We start from the raw sequence: 17080 nt of genomic DNA on the forward strand, positions 1-17080 counted from the left end.
GCGGCTGGCGCTCATCCCGCTTTCAAAGCCTGAAGGCTGCCATAAACCGCCGGGCCTTTTCACGGGTCGTCTCCACGCTCTGCCCCGCGCGATACAAATCGCCGCCAAGCCCCGCGCCCGCGCAGCCGGCCCGTAAATATTCGCCCAGGTTTTCCGGCGTAACGCCGCCAACCGCCAGCACGGGAATGGAAGGCGGCAGCACCGCTTTTAACGCCGCGATATAAGCCGGGCCAAAAGCTGAAGACGGGAAAATTTTCAGCCACTGCGCCCCGGCCTCCAGCGCGGTAAAAGCCTCGCTGGCGGTGGCGCAGCCGGCACAAACCAGCATTCCGGCATCAACCGCGCGGCGAATTACCGCCGGGCTGGTGTTCGGCGTCACTATCAGCTTCGCCCCGGCCCCGGCGAGGAAATCCACCTGCTCCGCTTTCAGCACCGTACCCGCGCCGATAAAAGCTTTATCGCCGTAGCGGCCGATGGTCTGCGGAATGCTCTGCTGCCAGTCCGGCGAGTTCAGCGGGATCTCTACGTAGCGAAATCCCTCTTCTATCAGCGTGCCGACGTGGTCGTCGGCTTCATGGGGGTGAATGCCGCGCAAAATGGCGACTAAAGGGTTAGCGTCTTGCATTGAGAATGCTCCTTATGCCCTGCTGGAAAGCGGCGTCGCCCGCTATTTCTTCGGCTGAAATGCCTGCCTTTTCAAAAGCCTGTCGATAGCGGCGGCAGAGCGCTTCGCCTCCTACCAGGGTTACGCTTTTCACGGATTCTATCGCCGCGACTTCTGCGCCGATCAGCAGGCCGGAAAGCCAGTCGCTGACGGATTCTGGCGCCAGCTCGCCCAGCACTCGTGACGCTCGCGCCTCAAAGAGCTTGTTCACGAACGCCGGTGAATCCAGCCCTCTTTGCAGGCCCGCCTGAAACGCCACGCTGTCGTCGCGCTGCTCCGGCAGCCCTTTGCCGATAAGCGAATGATTCAGCAACACGTGGTGCAGTTCGCCCGTCATCGCGGTGGAAAAGGCGCTCACCGCGCCGTCTGTTACCCGCACACATTTGCTGTGCGTGCCGGGCAGGACGTAACAGGCAGCAGGAGCAAGCCGCATCGCGCCCAGCAGCTGCGTCTCTTCGCCCCGCATTACGTTTCGCGCGGTCTTCAGGCCCGGCACGATCCATACCTGCGGCGCAACCTCATAAAGCCGGGCGCTCAGCTCGTGCAGCGACGCCGGACAAGCCAGATAGGGCACGGGCCGCCAGCCCGCATCGCTGCCGATCATGCCGGCCATGACCACCGGCATAGCTTCCCGCACGCGCCAGGGTTCGATGTATTTGTCGAACGTCTCCCGGGCGGTTTGCCCCACCAGACGGCTTACGCCGTAAGGCAGCTGCAGGCTGTCTACGCACTGCCCGTCGCGATACAGCCAGGCGCGCAGGTGCGTTGAGCCCCAGTCGATGGCGATATAGCTTCCGCTCATCGTGCGTTCCCCGCAGCGCTTTTACCCAGCGGCACGGGTACGGCTTGCGGCTGGCTTTCACGTTCGCGGGTGATCGTCTCCAGCGCCTCTTCGCGGCTCATTTTGCTGGCCGGAGTCAGCAGCGTCACCACTACCGCACAGCTCAGGCTCGCCAGTACGGAAGGCACCACCGGGTTGCCCCAGAAGCTCAGCCAGCTGTCGTTTGCCAGCACCACCAAAGAAGCGCCTGCCCCACCGATTAGCGCCGCCAGCGCGCCCTGCCAGTTAAAGCGCGTCCAGAAGCGGCCGAGCAGCGAGCAGATAAACATGCCGGACATAATCATCGAAATCATTTTGGTGATGTAGCTGATGATGTCGTTGGAGGTCAGGGCGAACAGCAGCGCCAGGCCAATCACCAGCACGAGGAAAATACGCGACAGGCGAATCGCTTTTTCAGGCGCGGGCATGTGGCCCGTAATCAGGGTGTAGAGATCGCGCAGCATAATTGAAACCGCGGCGATGGCGTCGGAGCTGCCGGAAGACATGTTGGCTGACATGCCGGCAATCAGCACCGCCATCGCCAGTACCGGCGGCAGAACCTGCGTGGCGAACAGGAAGGCGAAGCCGCTGTTTTCAAGGGCGGGGTTCATGGTGTACGCCGCCATGCCGATAATCGCGGGCAGGAAGGAGAAGCCCAGATACAGCAGGCCGGTAATCACGAAGGATTTGCGCACCGTGCCGACCGTTTTGGCGGAGTAAATGCGCTGGCGGTAAGAAGGAGTGGCCAGCACGCCGACGCCGATAACCATCGCCAGAGAGAAGGGCCGGCAGAATGCCGAGCTTATCCACCGCAAACAGGCTTTGCGCCGCCGGATCAACGGCCTGCTGAATATGGCTCCAGCCGCCCACGTGATGCACCGCAAGTGCCGCCATCAGAATAAAACCGATAAATAAAATCAACGACTGGACGGTATCAATCCACACCACTGCGGAATAGCCGCCGATACCGACGTAAACCACAAAGGCCGCGGCGATAATAATTTTCGCCGTATTAATATCGATACCGCTGGCCCAGGCCAGATATAACCCGCCGCCAAGAATATGCGCGCCCAGCCAGCCGATGGAGGCGATAAATATTAATATCGCCACCACGTTTTTAATAATTTTGCTGCCGCCGGTGTAATAAGATATCTCTTCGCTCATGGTCATAAAGCGCATTTTACGCACCGGCGCAAAAAGCCAGGCCACCAGCAAAATACCTACGGCGCCGCCGAGGCCGTAAAGCATTCCTGCCCAGCCGTTGGTATAGCCAAAGCCCACCGCGCCCACGCTTGAACCGGTGCCCACCATGGTGCCGACGGTCGAACCGAGGGTTAAAATCATCGGTAACGAGCGCCCGCCTAATAAAAAGTCATCGCCATTTTTCTGGTGGCGGGAGACATACCAGCCGAGGGTAATCATCGCGCAGGCATAAATCGCAAACCAAATTAAAAAAGAGTAATTATTCATGGCTCACTTCCAGATCAATAATAAAGATGAAATTAGCCGCCTGAAAAAAACATACAGGAAACCCTTAAGCACGTTCGGTAAGACGCACCTGATTTATTTATTAATAAGACACTTATTGCGGCGGGAGGCGCATACGCTTAGCCCGCCGGCGTTTATTTATTTTGCGCGTTCAGCGTTATAACAGGTCAAATCCACTTCCACTTTGCAGTCAACAACCAGGTCGGCCACGCAGCACACGCGGGCCGGCGGATGGTCGGAGAAAAACTCGCTGAACACTTTGTTAAACGACTGGAAGTAGCGCGCATCGGTCAGGAAAACCTTCACGTGCACCACGTCCGCCAGGCCGTAGCCCGCACTTTCCATAATGTCTACGCAGTTCTGAATCGCCAGGCGGGACTGTTCGATAATGCCGCCCTCCACCACCTCGCCGTCTTTCATTGGCGTTTGCCCGGAGACGTACAGCCAGCCGCCCGCCTCCACCGCTTTAGCAAACGGCAGATGCTGCCCGCCGGTGCCCGTACTGCCGCCCACTCCGTAACGTTTAATGCTCATCGTTGCTCCTTTCTTTTGTGGCGGATGGCGCTTAACGCTTCTCCGCCCTGACGTTCTTATCCGACAAAATGCTACCGGCGCAAAAACCGTCCGGCCCGTCCGATAACCTGTTTATCACGGCCATAGCTCATCACGCCATTGACCATTACCGCCTCAATGCCCGCAGCGGGCTGCTGGGGATCGCTAAAACTTGCCACGTCGCGCACCGTTTCCGGGTCGAACATCACCAAATCCGCATAGTAGCCGCGCTTCACCAGCCCTCGCTCCGCAAGCTGGAAACGCGCCGCCGACATGCCCGTCATCTTATGTACGGCAACCGTGAGCGGGAACAGCTTCTCGTCGCGGCTGTAATGTCCCAGTACGCGGGGGAAGGCGCCCCACAGACGCGGATGCGGCATAGGATCGTTCGGCAGCCCGTCTGAACCCACCATCGTCACCGGGTAGCTCAATACGCGCCGCACGTCGCGCTCGTCCATGTTGTAATAAATCGCCCCGGCGGGCATCAGCAATTTGCCGGCTTCGTGAAGCGACATCGACCAGCCTTCCGCAATCTGCTTTAACGACTGCCCGGCGACTTCCGGGTGCGGCTCAGACCAGGTAATGATGATGTCGAACTCGTCGGTAATCTGTTTCATATCCAGCGTCGAGGAGCTTGCTGAATAGGGATAGCAGTCGCAGGACACGTCCTGCTGCTGGCGAACCTTGTCGAACAGCTTCAGCGTCTCAACGGTGCGGCCCCAGTTCTTCGCCCCGGCGCATTTATGGTGCGATACCACCACCGGCACCTTGCCGTGGCGGCCGATACGAAACGCTTCGTCGAGCGCTTCCAGAATCGGTTCGAACTCCGAACGCAGGTGGGTAGTGTAGATCCCCTTTTCCGCCGCCAGCTCTTCCGCCAGCGCCATCACCTCTTCGGTAGAGGAGTGAAACGCCGTGGCATAGGCGAGGCCGGTACTCAGCCCCAGCGCGCCCTGTTGCAAAGCGAGCTTAAGCTGCGCGCGCATGCCGCTAATTTCTTCTGCCGTCGCGGTGCGGAACAAATCGTCCATATGGTTGTTACGCAGCGCGGTATGGCCGATAAGCGTGCCGACGTTAATCGCCGGACGCGCCTCCGCAACCGCTTCGGCATAGGCCGCAACCGTCGGGTAGATAAAGTGCTCAACGTCGCCGAGTAAATTCATCGGGTCCGGCACGCTTCCTTTCATGGTCGCGGTGGCCGCGCTGATGCCGCAGTTGCCCACGATCACCGTCGTAATGCCCTGGCTTATTTTCGGCAGGTACTCCGGCATGCGGATAACGTTGATATCGTCGTGGGTGTGGACATCGATAAAACCCGGGGCCAGCACGCGTCCCGCGCCGTCGATTTCATATCGCGCCCGGGCGCTGATAGCGGGCGCAATCTCAGCGATGCGATCGCCTTCAATGGCGACGTCGGCGCGGTATTCCGCACCGCCGCTGCCGTCAATGACCGTAACATTTCTGAACAGATAGTCGAACTTCATGTGTTCCTAACCCCCGTTGTGTTCTGGGCTAAAGTTAACCATTTACAAGCGAGAAAAACAGTGGAAGACTACGCAAAACGCATAGGATTTTCTGATACTTTTATTCATCAACAAGTAATTAGTTAATATATTTTATTTAATTTCAATAAATTAACAAAGATACCCATTCTGAAAGAAAAGATAACCGCAAAGGAATAATGTTATGAAATACCAAGAAAGTAACCTCGTTCCGCACAAATCCGCCCCGATGAACGACGCGGCTAACCTCCTGAATGAAGACGTCTGTCTGCCCGCTGCGGTAATAAAAAAAGCCGCGCTGGAAAACAATATCCAGTGGATGCAGCGCTACGCCGATAAGCGCGGCGTAAGCCTTGCGCCACACGGAAAAACGACCATGACGCCGTGGATTTTCCAGCAGCAACAGCAGGCCGGAGCATGGGCCGTCGGCGTGGGCAGCGCCTGGCAGGCGAGCATCGCGATGGTAAGCGGCGTAAAAAGGGTGCTAATGGTTAACCAGCTGGTCGGCAAAGCGAATATGCAGCTGGTCGCAAAGCTAAAAAATGAATATCAGGATGTCGATTATCTTTGCTGCGTAGACAGCGTCGCCAACGCCCGAACCCTCTCCGCTTTCTTTAGCGCGCAAAACCAGCGGCTTGATATTCTGATTGAGCTGGGCGTGCCGGGCGGGCGCTGCGGCTGCCGTACAGCGGAGCAGGCTCTGGCGCTGGCAGAAGAGATTTCGGGCTTGCCGGGGCTGCGCTTACGCGGTCTGGAGCTGTACGAAGGCGTGCTGCACGGCGACAATCCGCAGCCAAAAGTAGAGGCGCTGCTGCGCGATGCGGCCGCGCTTGCCTGCCAGCTTGAGCGTTATGTGGAGGGGGAATTTATTCTCACCGGCGCGGGTTCAGTCTGGTATGACGTAGTGTGCAACGTCTGGCTGCAGGCGGATAAACCGGCCAACTGCCGCGTGGTTATCCGCCCGGGCTGCTACATCACGCACGATAAAGGGATTTATCAGCAAGCGCAGGACGAGCTGATGGCCCGCGACAAAGTCGCCTGCGGCCTGGGCGGGGATTTAGCGTCCGCGCTGGAACTGGTCGCCATGGTGCAGTCGGTGCCGGAAAGCGATCGCGCCATTGTAAACTTCGGCAAGCGCGACAGCGCCTTCGACGCAGGTTTGCCGCAGCCCATCGCGCATTACCGCCAGGGAAAATCGCTGTCGCATCCGGGGGAGGTTATCGAAACCACCGGCATCATGGATCAACACGCGATGCTCAAGCTCAGACCCGGCGCCGACGTGCAGGTTGGGGATATTCTGGTCTTCAGCACCTCCCACCCTTGCCTGACGTTCGACAAGTGGAAGGCGCTGCTGCTGGTGGATGATGAATATAACGTTTTGGAAACGTTAGAAACGGCATTCTGATGTAAGAATGGTGGATGCATACAGGTGGATGGCGCTTACGCTTATCCACCCTACAATCACTGGTTTTGTAGGCCGGGTAAGCAAAGCGCCACCCGACATTGTTCAACCCACCATCCCGATGTTGTAAGTCGGGTAAGCGTAAGCGCCACCCAACATTGTTCAACCCACCTTCCCGATGTTGTAGGTCGGGTAAGCGTAAGCGCCACCCGGCATGGTTCAACCCACCGTTCCGATGTTGTAGGTCGGGTAAGCGTAAGCGCCACCCGACATTGTTCAACCCACCATCCCGATGTTGTAGGTCGGGTAAGCGTAAGCGCCACCCGACATTGTTCAACCCACCTTTCCGATGTTGTAGGTCGGGTAAGCGTAAGCGCCACCCGGCATGGTTCAACCCACCTTCCCGATGTTGTAGGTCGGGTAAGCGTAAGCGCCACCCGACATTGTTCAACCCACAATCCCGATTTCGTAGGTCGGGTAAGCAAAGCGCTACCCGACATAGCTTCACGCATCCGCTAACTGCTTCGCGTTCTCCTCTTCGCGCTGCTGCTGTTCGGTTTCCAGCATCTTCTTCTCGTAAACCTTAAAGAACGGATAGTAGATCGCCAGCGAAATAAAGAAGCAGATAAACACCAGCCCGCAGGCTATCAGGTTCCAGTTGGTGGTGATAAGCGCCCCCAGCGGAGCCGGAATGGTAAACGGCGGTTTCACCATCATGCGCGGAATAAGCCCGCTAAGGGTAAACAGGTACACCACCACGGTATTCACCATCGGCGCGAGAATAAAGGGCACGGCCAGAATCGGGTTCATCACTATCGGCGCGCCGAAAATCATCGGCTCGTTGATGTTAAATAACCCCGGAATAAACGACAGCTTCCCAAGGGACTTCAGGTAGGTCGCTTTCGAACGGATAAACAGCACCACCAGAGCGAGCGTCGAACCGGTACCGCCCATCTGGGCATACCACTGGAAGAACTGCTCGGTAAAGATATTCGGCAGCTCGTAAGCGCTGGTGCCGGCCTGGAACAGCTCCATATTCTGCACGATCGCCTGGTCCCAAAGCGGGCGGATCAACGGCCCCATCACCGCGTGTCCGTGGATCCCGAACACCCAGAACAGATCGATAAAGAACTGCGTAACGATCCCGCCAAACAGATTGGTGCCGGTCATAAACCCTTTAAGCGGCATGATAATAAAGCTGATGATGGCGTTAATGTCGATATTCAGAAAGTGCCGCGGGATCCAGAAGATCAGCACCACCGCGAGAGTGGGAAAAAGCGCTGAGAAAGAGCTCGCCACCACCGGCGGCACGCCCTCGGGCATCTTAATTTCGATATTGCGGACCTTTATAAAGCGGTAGATCTCAATGGCGATCAGCGACGAAATAATGGCCCCAAATAATCCCTGAGAGCTGAGCGAGGTAATGGGAATATAGCGCCCGGCCACCGCCTCTCCGGCGACGGTAACGCCTTCTTTAATATTGACCGGCACAATCATCAGCAGCGTCGCTAACATGGCCAGCAGCCCGCTGGTGATATCGTTGAGCTTATAGCTTTTCCCCAGGAAGGAGCCAATGGTGAAGGCGGCATAAAGCGACATCAGCCCGACGGTAAAGCGAAAGGGAACGTCCAGCATATCGCGCCAGGGCGCGATAAAATCCATATAACCTTTGATCGGAATATTAAGCAAAATAACGAAAAACGATCCGACAATGGTCAGGGGTAAAATAGAGATCAGCCCGTTACGGATCGCCTGCATGTGCCGCTGGTTACCGATGGCGTTCGCCACCGGCAGCATTTTTTCGGCCAGCCTTTCAAAATAAGACATGCTACGCCCCCTCGAAGCCGTTGTTTTCAATCACCGAGCGGAACCACTGCCCCGATTTTTTCAGCGAACGCTGCTGGGTGGCTAAATCCAGGCGGTAAAAACCGTAGCGATTTTTATAGGCGTTCTGCCAGGACCAGCAGTCGATAAAGGTCCACATGTGGTAGCCCAGGCAACGGCTGCCGTCGGCCATTGCCTGATGCAGATAGCCCAGATGCTCTTTCAGAAATTCAATCCGGTAGTCGTCCTGCACCTGGCCGTTAACCATAAACTGCTCTTCGTCGGCAATACCGATGCCGTTCTCCGAAACAAACCAGGGCAAATTGCCGTAGCACTCTTTTACCACCATCGCGATGTCATAAAGCGCCGCCGGATAAATCTCGATACCGCGGGAAGTATTCATCCTGCGCCCCGGCATGATGTACTCCTCAAAGAACCTTTCGGGAACAAAGCCATGCGTCTCTTCCAGCGGCGTTTCACGCGCCTTAACGCGTCTGGGGCGGTAATAGTTTATTCCCAGCAAATCGATACGCGTCCGGGCGATAAGCTCGCGGTCGCCGGGTAAACTTTCCGGCAGCTGGGCCATGCTCTTTGAGAATGGCGATCAGCTCGTCGGGATAATGACCAAGCAAAACAGGTTCGTTGATGCTGCGGGTGTAAAAAAGGTCGGCCATTGCCGCCGCCCGGAGATCTTCCGGCGTATCGCTACGCGGATAGACCGGAATAACGTCCATAATGATGCCAATCTGCCCTTCAATATTCATCTCGCGCCAGGCCGCCAACGCTTTGCAGTGTGCAAGAACAATATGGTGGAGAACCTGTGCGGCACGGCGAAAATCCGTGACGTAAGGATAATGACGAGGATGCAGGTAGCCCGCTTCGGCGGGAATAAGCGGCTCGTTAAAGGTGAACCAGTAGCGCACGCGATCGCCAAAAAGCTCGTAGCAAATACGCGCATACCGGGCAAAAGCCTCCACCACTTCACGATTTTCAAAACCGCCCTTTTCCTGCAGCGCCATCGGCATATCGAAGTGATAAAGGTTAATAAAAGGCTCGATGCCCTGAGCGTTTAATTCATTTATAACCGAGTTATAAAAATCTACCGCCTGCGGGTTTATTTCTCCGTCGCCATCGGGAATTAACCGCGACCAGGAAACAGAGGTGCGAAAAGAATTCAGACCAATATCTTTGGCGCGCTGGATGTCCTGCCGATAATTTCGGTAAAACGTGGAGGTATCATCCGACGTTACGCCGTCAAAGAAACGCTCATTAAACTGACGCGAGGCGTAGTCCCAGATATTCTCACCTTTGCCATCGCCCGGCTGGCGCCCCTCGGACTGCGTTGCGCTGGTGGCGGTCCCCCACCAGAAATTATCAGGAAAACGGTAATTCATGGCTCGTCCTTACTGTGCGTCTGGTAATAAAGACAGAGCGTGATCCAGTACCTTATCGCCCTGCATGGAGCCGTACTGCATCATATCGATAGCCGCTACCGGCACGCCGTGCGGGGCAGCCGCGCTGGATAAACTCTGAAGCTGAAATTTGACCTGCGGGCCAAGCAAAATAACGTCGGCTTCGGTAATTATCTGGTCGAAATCAGATACCGGCACCGCCGTAATTTCCACGGCAATATCGCGACTGGCGGCAGACTGTTTCATTTTTTCCACTAACATGCTGGTCGACATACCCGCAGCGCAGCATAAAAAGATTTTTTTCATCGTTTCCCCTGGCATTCTTAGCGTGGTTATCCGCAACATGCGGCAAAATATATATTGCGGAGTGTGGGAAAAAGCGGCAAGTGAGGGGCAACACAGAATTGGTTTTAATGACTGGTACTTTTCGGCGGCTTATTGATACAACGCGTATTTAATGAGAATAAACAGCAGGATAGTGCTGTTACCGCCGGCAAAATAAAGGGCATTCCGTCACCCTTTAATAGCCACTCTTATAAATTACCTACGCCGCCATCAATAAGTAATTCACTCCCGACCATAAAGGCGGATTCATCGGAGGCGAGATATACCGCGGCCTTTGCCAGCTCAAGCGTCGTGCCGAGGCGGCCAACGGGCACCAGAGCGTGGATATCTTTGCGCAAGGTCTCTTCAGAAACGCTCTTGCCCAGTTTACCCAGCGCCGGAGTTTCGGTGGGGCCAGGGCTTAAGCCGTTAACCCGGATGCCCTTTGGATGCAGCTCGCCGGAAAGCGTTCTGGCAAGGGAGAGGATCGCGGCTTTGCTGGCGGCATAAACGCTGCTCTGGGGCAGCCCAATATGCGCGCTTACCGAACCACAAAGGATAACCGAAGAGGGATTCGCCAGCAGCGGCAGCAAAGCCTGAATCAAAAAGAACGGGCCTTTCAGATTGGTGTTCATCAGCCTGTCGTAAGCGCTTTCGTCCCACTCCTGCAGCGGGCGATGCGTCACGTCCCCGGCGTTGATATACAGCACGTCCAGGCGCGGCCACAGCTGCGCAAGCTGCTCGCCGAGCGCCCGTTGCTGGCCGATGTCGCCCGCCTCGCTATGAATGATATGTACATGACCAAGCGCTTCTTTAGCTGCCAGCAGGCCTGCTTCATTGCGCCCGGTAATCGCGACCGTCGCGCCTTCGGCCAGAAACTGCCTCGCCGTTTCAAAGCCGATACCGCTGGTGCCGCCGGTGATTAATGCATATTTACCTTCAAGTCTGCCCATCGTCACTACCTCATGTTTAGCTGGTCAGGGCATTATTTCCGCTATAGTATCTTTTGGATAGTAGGCACCATTTGCATACTAAAGAACCGAATGGGATGCATTAGCTAACCGCAGGGTAAAGTGATGATAAAAAATTTTTCGGCAATACCAGCAGGCATTGCCTGCCCGATGGTGAGTTTTGTGAATCTGATATCCGGCAAATGGGCGATCCCCATTCTCTATAGAATGATTGTGATAGATGAACCGGTGAGGTTTAGCGATTTACAGCGCGCGGTGCACCCCATCACGCAAAAAGAGCTTACAAAGCAGCTACGCCAGTTTGAATCACGCGGCCTGGTGACAAGGCAGGTGTTCGCCGAGGTGCCGCCGCGGGTGGAGTACCAGATAACGGAGCTAGGCAAATCGCTGCGCCCAACGCTGGATTCGCTGGCCGAGTGGATGCGGGATAATGGGGAAATGCTGGGGAATTGAGCAAGTATCATTGTGGCTTTAGTAGCTGACGCCTGTTTTAGAAAAATCAGGGACGCCAGCTAACTGCACTATATTAATGCGCCATTATTACTTTTTAAGTAAACGGGGTAACTGATTATCCAGTTCCAGCAGGCAAGCATCCATATATTGCTGTGTAACCTGAGTCACTTTAGCATAATTACTGGCTTCCCATTCGCTGAATGGCGCGGCCTCTTTGACAGGTGAGCAATCAGCAATGATGAAAGCAGAAAATGCGTTTCCGCCCTCAGGGCGTTTATAGAAGATAACCCGATATTGCAATTCGTAATCACTGTTTTGGGCACTTAAGTCTTTGTAGATAAGCGCCCAGCGAGCTGCGGCAATATATAAAGGTTGATCATACTGATGTCCCTTACCGTTTTCGCTCAGCCATTTAGTTACCCGCGCTTCAGCTTTGGGGAGAAAATAGGTTTTGGTCGGTTCCGGCATGCTATCAATACTTCTACCTTTATAACCTTCTTTATCAAAACCTTGTGAACTGACGCTTCCGCCTAATACGGCCGTTAGTACCTTAAGGCCCATGCCGGATGCCAAATGAGCAGGCGACACAATTCTTAGTTTGGTATCGGCATAATTATTGTTATTTAAATCAGGTGGGGCAAATGTGCCAGATATTGCAACTGAACTACCGTCAATGGCCCTTAACGGTAGTAGGTTTAGGGCCAGCACAGCCACTGAGCATCAAAGTACATATCAGGATTATTACTCCGGAATATTTTTTCATTTTTTCTCCTTGTCAAAACTTTCCATTTATTAGCGACATTCGATTAGTTAATTTTGTCTATGACATTTCATAAGTGAAAATGGTTTTTGAGAATATAATAATGAAAGCGCAAATGCCATACTTATCAGTTGCGGAATATGAATTTTAGATCTTCGTCACACATATAATTCCTGACAAAATACATTCTTTTCATGAATGTATATCAAAAGATTTATTTATTAAACGTATCGATATTAAAATAACCACAAAAATATATAAATGATATTTAACTATATTAAATCGCCTCTTATGACAATGAGCAGCGATTCTTTAAGGTATTGATGCTGAGCGGCAGATAAAAATATCTTATTTACATTAGTTATCTATCATTATCTGAGTATTGCTCCCATCAGGAATATTTCTTATTTACAGTAAAATATTTTTTCGTTTTCAATGATTCCTATGACTTGCTTATAAGGTCTCGTCACGGGTGCGTTTGTCGTTACCCTTTCACCAGCAGGTCATTGCCCGCCTGCGATGCTGCCATCCAGACCACCGCCGCGCATGGGATCATCACCAGGATTATTAGTACAAGTCGTCGGCGAACAGCCCAGCATATTATTCTCAGCTGAGAAAAATTCTAAGTCAGAAGTTGTTACAACTGAAGCCCCGTCGCTAAAAAAGCGCCGTTATACCGTGGGTTACATTCGCGACTGGAAGACCCCCAACAAAGCCACGTCCATCACGCTGAAGGGTGCATGGCTGGATGATGCGGGATTCAGGGCCGGCATACCACTGAAGGTGCGGGTGATACACGACTGTCTGGTGCTCACCGCTCACGAGCCGCTCCCGGCTCCGCCGCCCGAGCCGGAGATCATGCAGATCCTGCGCAGGGTCTGTAAGTTCTCCGCCCGCAGGCAGAAGCAGGTCACGGAGCTTATCGAGGCGATCGGCAGGCCGCAGCGGTGAGGCGCTAACTGACTGGTGTATAAAGTAAAATCCCAACCACTAGGGTTGGGATTTAAGAGATCAATCTAATAATTCCCTACTAACATCACCAGTTTTATAAAATTCTTTAAATGCTTCTATAACCGAAGAAAATTCTTTAACTGTTGATGCTTCTGAATATGGTTCACCAAGTATTAGTATAAAATCTCTGGAACCAGATTTATTACAAAATGTTCTGACATCTATATCACCATCATCCATGCTCGTTGCAAGTAATATCATGAAATTTCCACTATCAGAATATAGTGTCATATTGTAAGGCATATGGTTATCTTCTTGATCATTATCAAGAACCAATATCCCGTCATGGCTCTTCAATATATCTAAATAACTCATTATTTGAACTATTGATGGTTGCGCTATTAAAGGTAGCTGCACACGCTTACCATTGTCTAAATAATGCCCGCCCAGCTCAAAATTTATCATTATTTATTGATTTCCCTTATAGATTTCATGCCTGGCTCCCAGATGTACGTTTTAGGTAATCCTGTTTTATCATCAATAGCATTTATCGTGACTGATTTCGCACCGGAAGCTTGAGCAGCAGCAGCTATATCACCTCTGCAATAACTACAAACGTCTTTGCCTGCTACATTAATCGTCAGGTTAGCATCTTGAGTCTTACCTGCATTATAAGCCTGTTGTATAGCACCTATTTCAGCATGAGCATTAGCCATATTACTGTTTGGTAAAGGTAAATTATTTGTTTTTCCCTTCTCCACCAAGCTTTGCTCTTTAGATGTTACTCTGTCTGATATTAATGTAGGTTGATCTTTATTTGCCTGCTCTGCTGGTCTAGCAGTTTGGTTTGTATCTTTAAATTTTTGACCATTTACTTCCAGTTCTGCTGTTACTGTAGGTCTTATTCCTGCATTCTCTTTCACTGTGGAATTTTTACCAGCTAACGAACCTTCGACAGCCTTTCCTGAACCAATACCGGCAACACCACCCACGATATACATCGCACCAAGCTGATAGCCTACCGCTGATTTGGCAGCCTCTTCACTCATCCCGGTACGCATATACGCAGCAACCATACCGTTAAACAGTTCCTGCGTCTGCTTCGCTTCCGGGCCGGTGCCATTCAGCAACTGCTGTATCTGCTGATAGCCTGCCTGGCTTTCTTTTGTATTCTGATAGCCTAGGTTCTGATAGCTATCCTGTTTTTCCAGCGCATCCTGGCGTGCTGCCGTACAGGCTGAAGCACTGCCGTTCATACAGGCATCCACCAGGGTTTTACTGGTTTCCGCATCCTTACGGTTCAGCGCATCACGCTCCTGTTGTTCCTTCGGTGTCAGGCTCTGTTTGTGGTTCAGCTCCGTCTGGAGGCTCTTCTCCGTGCTGCTCAGATAGTTATTCTCAACCGCATTCTTCCCGGCCTGAGCGCCCGCTGTTGTGCCAGCAGAGTTTCCACCTGTCAGATTCCCCGCCAGCCCTGATGCCAGAGTTGCCAGGTTGCTGATCAGCTGCTTGTCACTTTCACTCAGCTCACTGTTGCTCTTACCCGGGAACATTTGATCTTTAATGGCTCGGGCAGCCAGTTCACCGCTCAACGCTCCTGCCGCACCAGCTGCGGCGCTGTTCCCCTGTAGTGAAGCGACAACGCCACCCAGAACGGCATGGGCTATCAGCGCTTCATCATCGCTGAGACCGGAACGGTGTCCGATAATATTCGCCAGTTCCGGGGCCGATGCTCCAGCCAGAGCGCCAGCCAGGTTGCCACCACCAGCCAGAGCGGTCAGCGCTCCGGTCACTGCCTGAAGCCCGCGCTGAACCACGCCGCCCGTGCCATAGAATGACGAGGCGTTGTTGTACGCACGTTCCGCCACGGCGGCATCTGTGACTGGCTTCCCTTCCTTCGCCAGCTGCTGACGCGCTTCTTCCAGCGAATCCGGATCTTTTGCCGCTTTACGTCCGGCCAGATCGCCCTGTGTTCTTGCCACATCGGCAGCCTGAGAACCCACTTCACCGATCAGCTGAATTTCCTGCAGCCGTTTCTGCTCTTTCTCCTTGTCAAAGATTGGGCTGATGTTGTCGTTGGCGTGTTCTGTATCGCGGCTGAGGTCAGCGACATCCTGTTTCTGATTGTCCTTGTCACGGATGGTGATGGTGCCATCAGCGACAGCAGCCTGAGTTGTGCCTTCGGCATGGCCTTTATTACCGCCGCCTGCCAGCAGGGCATTCGCCGCATTACTCGCAAACTGCCCGGCGATGCTGCCGCCGGTATTGAAAGAGCCGCCCGTGTGCTGAGTTTTGAAATCCGCTTCATTATGGATATCGCTGAAGCCCAACGTCCCGGTATCAAGGTTGTTCTTATCCGCCGTGGCCGTGGAAGCGATAACCGCGCCATCCAGCTGGGTGTGATTGCCGACTGTGATATCGAAACCGCCATCCCCGGCATAAAGCCCGGTTTGCTCTGCCACCGAGTCGAAGCGACTCTTCATCTTGTCCTGGCTGACGCTCATATAAGCCGAACCGGACATGGAGCCGAAGGTGAAGCTTCCGCCTCCGGCAACGCTGGTCTGCTTGCTGTCGTAGTCGTTATTGTCCTGCTGGCTGCGCATCAGCAGGTCGTGACCCACGTCGGCGACAATTTTGTTGCCGTTGACCAGCGCGCCATCGAGTACGGTGTCATTCCCGCTTTTGATAGTGACGGTTTTACCGCTGTCGATGGTGGTTTCGGTCCAGTCGGTACCGTTGCCCTTGTCCTTACCGTGAGCAGAGTTGCCATTAGCGAAGACGCTGATCCCCCAGCCACCGCTGCCGACACCGATGCCAATACCCACACCACCACCACTGCTGCTGTTCTTACCCGTGGTCTGCTGTGTATTGGCTGCACCCGCCAGCAGGATGTCGTTTTTCGCATCCAGCACGGTGTCACCGCCCGCCTTTAACTGGCTTCCGGCAATCACAATATCCCCGCTGTTCGGGCCTTTGTTTTTCCCGGTTGCCGTGATGGAGAGATTGTTGCCCACGTTCAGCGTACTGCCCGTGACTTCATCACTCCGCACATGTTGCTCAGATTTTGACTTTTGCGTGGTGAGAGAAGCGCTGACGCCGATAGCGTTAGTGCTCGGGTTTTCAGTATTCCCACTGTCAGCAGCATCCAGAGCAACGGCCTGCCCGGCCTGCATGCCGGAAAGAACTGATTTAGTCGCCTGAAGTGCAGCTAAACGGCCATCACTTTCATTTTTTGCATCCTGCGCTGAGTTAACGGCGTTGTTTATGGCTCCACCCACCGCGCCCGAAAGCGCCAGCGTCAGCCCGCTTTTCTTCTGTTCGAAGGTTTCATCGCGGGTACGTTTGTCGTGGCCCGGATCGATGATCACGCTGCTGCCGCTGAGGCTCATATCCTTCCCGGCAATCAGGTCTGCGCCACCAATGTGCGCCTGGTTGCCAGCGGCGATAACCACGTTACCGCCCGTTGAGCCGACGGTGCTGAAGCTCTGGCTTTGCGTGGTGCCCGCCTCACGCAGGTCATGGGTGGATTTGCTGCTGCCGACGGTGATGCCGATACCGCCGGTACCCATCAGGCCGCTTTTCTTCTCTTCCTTAAAGCGCCAGGAGGAGTCGGTGTTGGTCGCCGCCACGATATCGACGTTGTTGCCCGCGCCCAGCGCTACGGTGTTATCGCCCACCACGGAGGAGCCCTTCACCAGCAGGTTGTTGCCCGCCTGGACGGTGACGTTATCGCCGCTCAGCAGGGTGCCCGCCTCACGCGTCGCGCTGTCTTCCTCGATGGTGTGGGTCGTTTTCTTGCAGCTGTGGCGATCAGCATTTAAATGAGCAATTTAAAATGCAACGTTACATTAATCATTAATATTTCCTGAAGCGGCCTCGCAGATATTAACTTTGTTCATGCATCCAGTGCTGTGTTTTTATTCAGCAGGGTATAATAGACGCAGCAAAGCAACCGAA

Annotated in this window: 13 protein-coding genes and 4 pseudogenes; 4 read left to right on the forward strand and 13 right to left on the reverse strand. The window is 54.0% G+C overall.

The features are described from left to right. Positions 1–22 precede the first annotated feature (22 nt). From WLO32_RS18560 to WLO32_RS18580, 5 genes and pseudogenes are all read right to left on the reverse strand, one after another. Entirely contained in the window at positions 23–625 is a 603-nt protein-coding gene (locus WLO32_RS18560) for a 2-dehydro-3-deoxy-6-phosphogalactonate aldolase (RefSeq protein ID WP_435946454.1), read from the reverse strand. After that, entirely contained in the window at positions 612–1466 is an 855-nt protein-coding gene (locus WLO32_RS18565) for a 2-dehydro-3-deoxygalactonokinase (protein ID WP_435946455.1), read from the reverse strand. Before WLO32_RS18565 ends, WLO32_RS18560 begins: the two co-directional genes overlap by 14 nt. Next, positions 1463–2954 (reverse strand): annotated as a pseudogene (locus tag WLO32_RS18570) (sodium:solute symporter family protein). The gene WLO32_RS18565 and the pseudogene WLO32_RS18570 overlap by 4 nt, the downstream one beginning before the upstream one ends. Positions 2955–3110: 156 nt before the next feature. Further along, positions 3111–3506, reverse strand: a complete 396-nt coding sequence (locus WLO32_RS18575; protein ID WP_435946457.1) for a RidA family protein — start codon at positions 3504–3506, stop codon at positions 3111–3113. 71 nt (positions 3507–3577) lie between these two features. Then, positions 3578–5008, reverse strand: coding sequence for an N-acyl-D-amino-acid deacylase family protein (locus WLO32_RS18580; protein WP_435946458.1), 1431 nt, complete (start codon positions 5006–5008; stop codon positions 3578–3580). A 202-nt stretch (positions 5009–5210) separates the two neighbouring features. Here WLO32_RS18580 and WLO32_RS18585 point away from each other — a divergent pair, with 202 nt between their 5' ends. Next, on the forward strand, positions 5211–6431 hold the full coding sequence (locus tag WLO32_RS18585; protein WP_435946460.1) for an amino acid deaminase: 1221 nt from the start codon (positions 5211–5213) through the stop codon (positions 6429–6431). 501 nt (positions 6432–6932) lie between these two features. Here WLO32_RS18585 and WLO32_RS18590 read toward each other — a convergent pair. From WLO32_RS18590 to WLO32_RS18605, 4 genes and pseudogenes are all read right to left on the reverse strand, one after another. After that, complete coding sequence (locus WLO32_RS18590) at positions 6933–8255, reverse strand: PTS sugar transporter subunit IIC (RefSeq protein ID WP_435946461.1); 1323 nt, start codon at positions 8253–8255, stop codon at positions 6933–6935. Position 8256: 1 nt separating this feature from the next. Next, positions 8257–9646: pseudogene (locus WLO32_RS18595) on the reverse strand (glycoside hydrolase family 1 protein). Positions 9647–9655: 9 nt separating this feature from the next. After that, complete coding sequence (locus WLO32_RS18600; protein ID WP_435946462.1) at positions 9656–9970, reverse strand: PTS sugar transporter subunit IIB; 315 nt, start codon at positions 9968–9970, stop codon at positions 9656–9658. 227 nt (positions 9971–10197) lie between these two features. Continuing rightward, entirely contained in the window at positions 10198–10941 is a 744-nt protein-coding gene (locus WLO32_RS18605; protein WP_435946463.1) for an SDR family oxidoreductase, read from the reverse strand. Between the two features lie 123 nt (positions 10942–11064). Between WLO32_RS18605 and WLO32_RS18610 the strand changes: the two genes are divergently transcribed. Further along, entirely contained in the window at positions 11065–11412 is a 348-nt protein-coding gene (locus WLO32_RS18610; protein WP_435946464.1) for a winged helix-turn-helix transcriptional regulator, read from the forward strand. A gap of 87 nt (positions 11413–11499) precedes the next feature. Here WLO32_RS18610 and WLO32_RS18615 read toward each other — a convergent pair whose 3' ends face one another. Beyond that, positions 11500–12126: a hypothetical protein gene (locus WLO32_RS18615; protein WP_435946465.1), complete on the reverse strand. Its 627-nt coding sequence runs from the start codon at positions 12124–12126 to the stop codon at positions 11500–11502. A gap of 592 nt (positions 12127–12718) precedes the next feature. Here WLO32_RS18615 and WLO32_RS18620 point away from each other — a divergent pair. Together WLO32_RS18620 and WLO32_RS18625 are read left to right on the forward strand one after the other, a co-directional pair. Next, a pseudogene (locus WLO32_RS18620) lies at positions 12719–12931 on the forward strand (hypothetical protein); the annotation flags it as partial. A gap of 30 nt (positions 12932–12961) precedes the next feature. Further along, on the forward strand, positions 12962–13123 hold the full coding sequence (locus tag WLO32_RS18625; RefSeq protein ID WP_435948355.1) for a hypothetical protein: 162 nt from the start codon (positions 12962–12964) through the stop codon (positions 13121–13123). Between the two features lie 60 nt (positions 13124–13183). Here the strand turns inward: WLO32_RS18625 and WLO32_RS18630 are convergent, their stop codons facing one another. The 3 genes and pseudogenes from WLO32_RS18630 to WLO32_RS18640 form a co-directional block, all read right to left on the reverse strand. Beyond that, entirely contained in the window at positions 13184–13588 is a 405-nt protein-coding gene (locus tag WLO32_RS18630; protein WP_435946466.1) for a DUF6911 family protein, read from the reverse strand. Continuing rightward, a complete protein-coding gene (locus WLO32_RS18635; RefSeq protein WP_435948339.1) occupies positions 13588–14379 on the reverse strand; it encodes a cytidine deaminase-like fold-containing protein in 792 nt (263 codons plus the stop codon). The genes WLO32_RS18630 and WLO32_RS18635 overlap by 1 nt, the downstream gene beginning before the upstream one ends. Next, a pseudogene (locus WLO32_RS18640) lies at positions 14359–16920 on the reverse strand (hemagglutinin repeat-containing protein); the annotation flags it as partial. The pseudogene WLO32_RS18640 and the gene WLO32_RS18635, both read right to left, overlap by 21 nt. Between the last annotated feature and the right edge of the window lie 160 nt (positions 16921–17080).

Source organism: Dryocola mayonis (assembly GCF_051307045.1).
Lineage (GTDB): Bacteria > Pseudomonadota > Gammaproteobacteria > Enterobacterales > Enterobacteriaceae > Dryocola.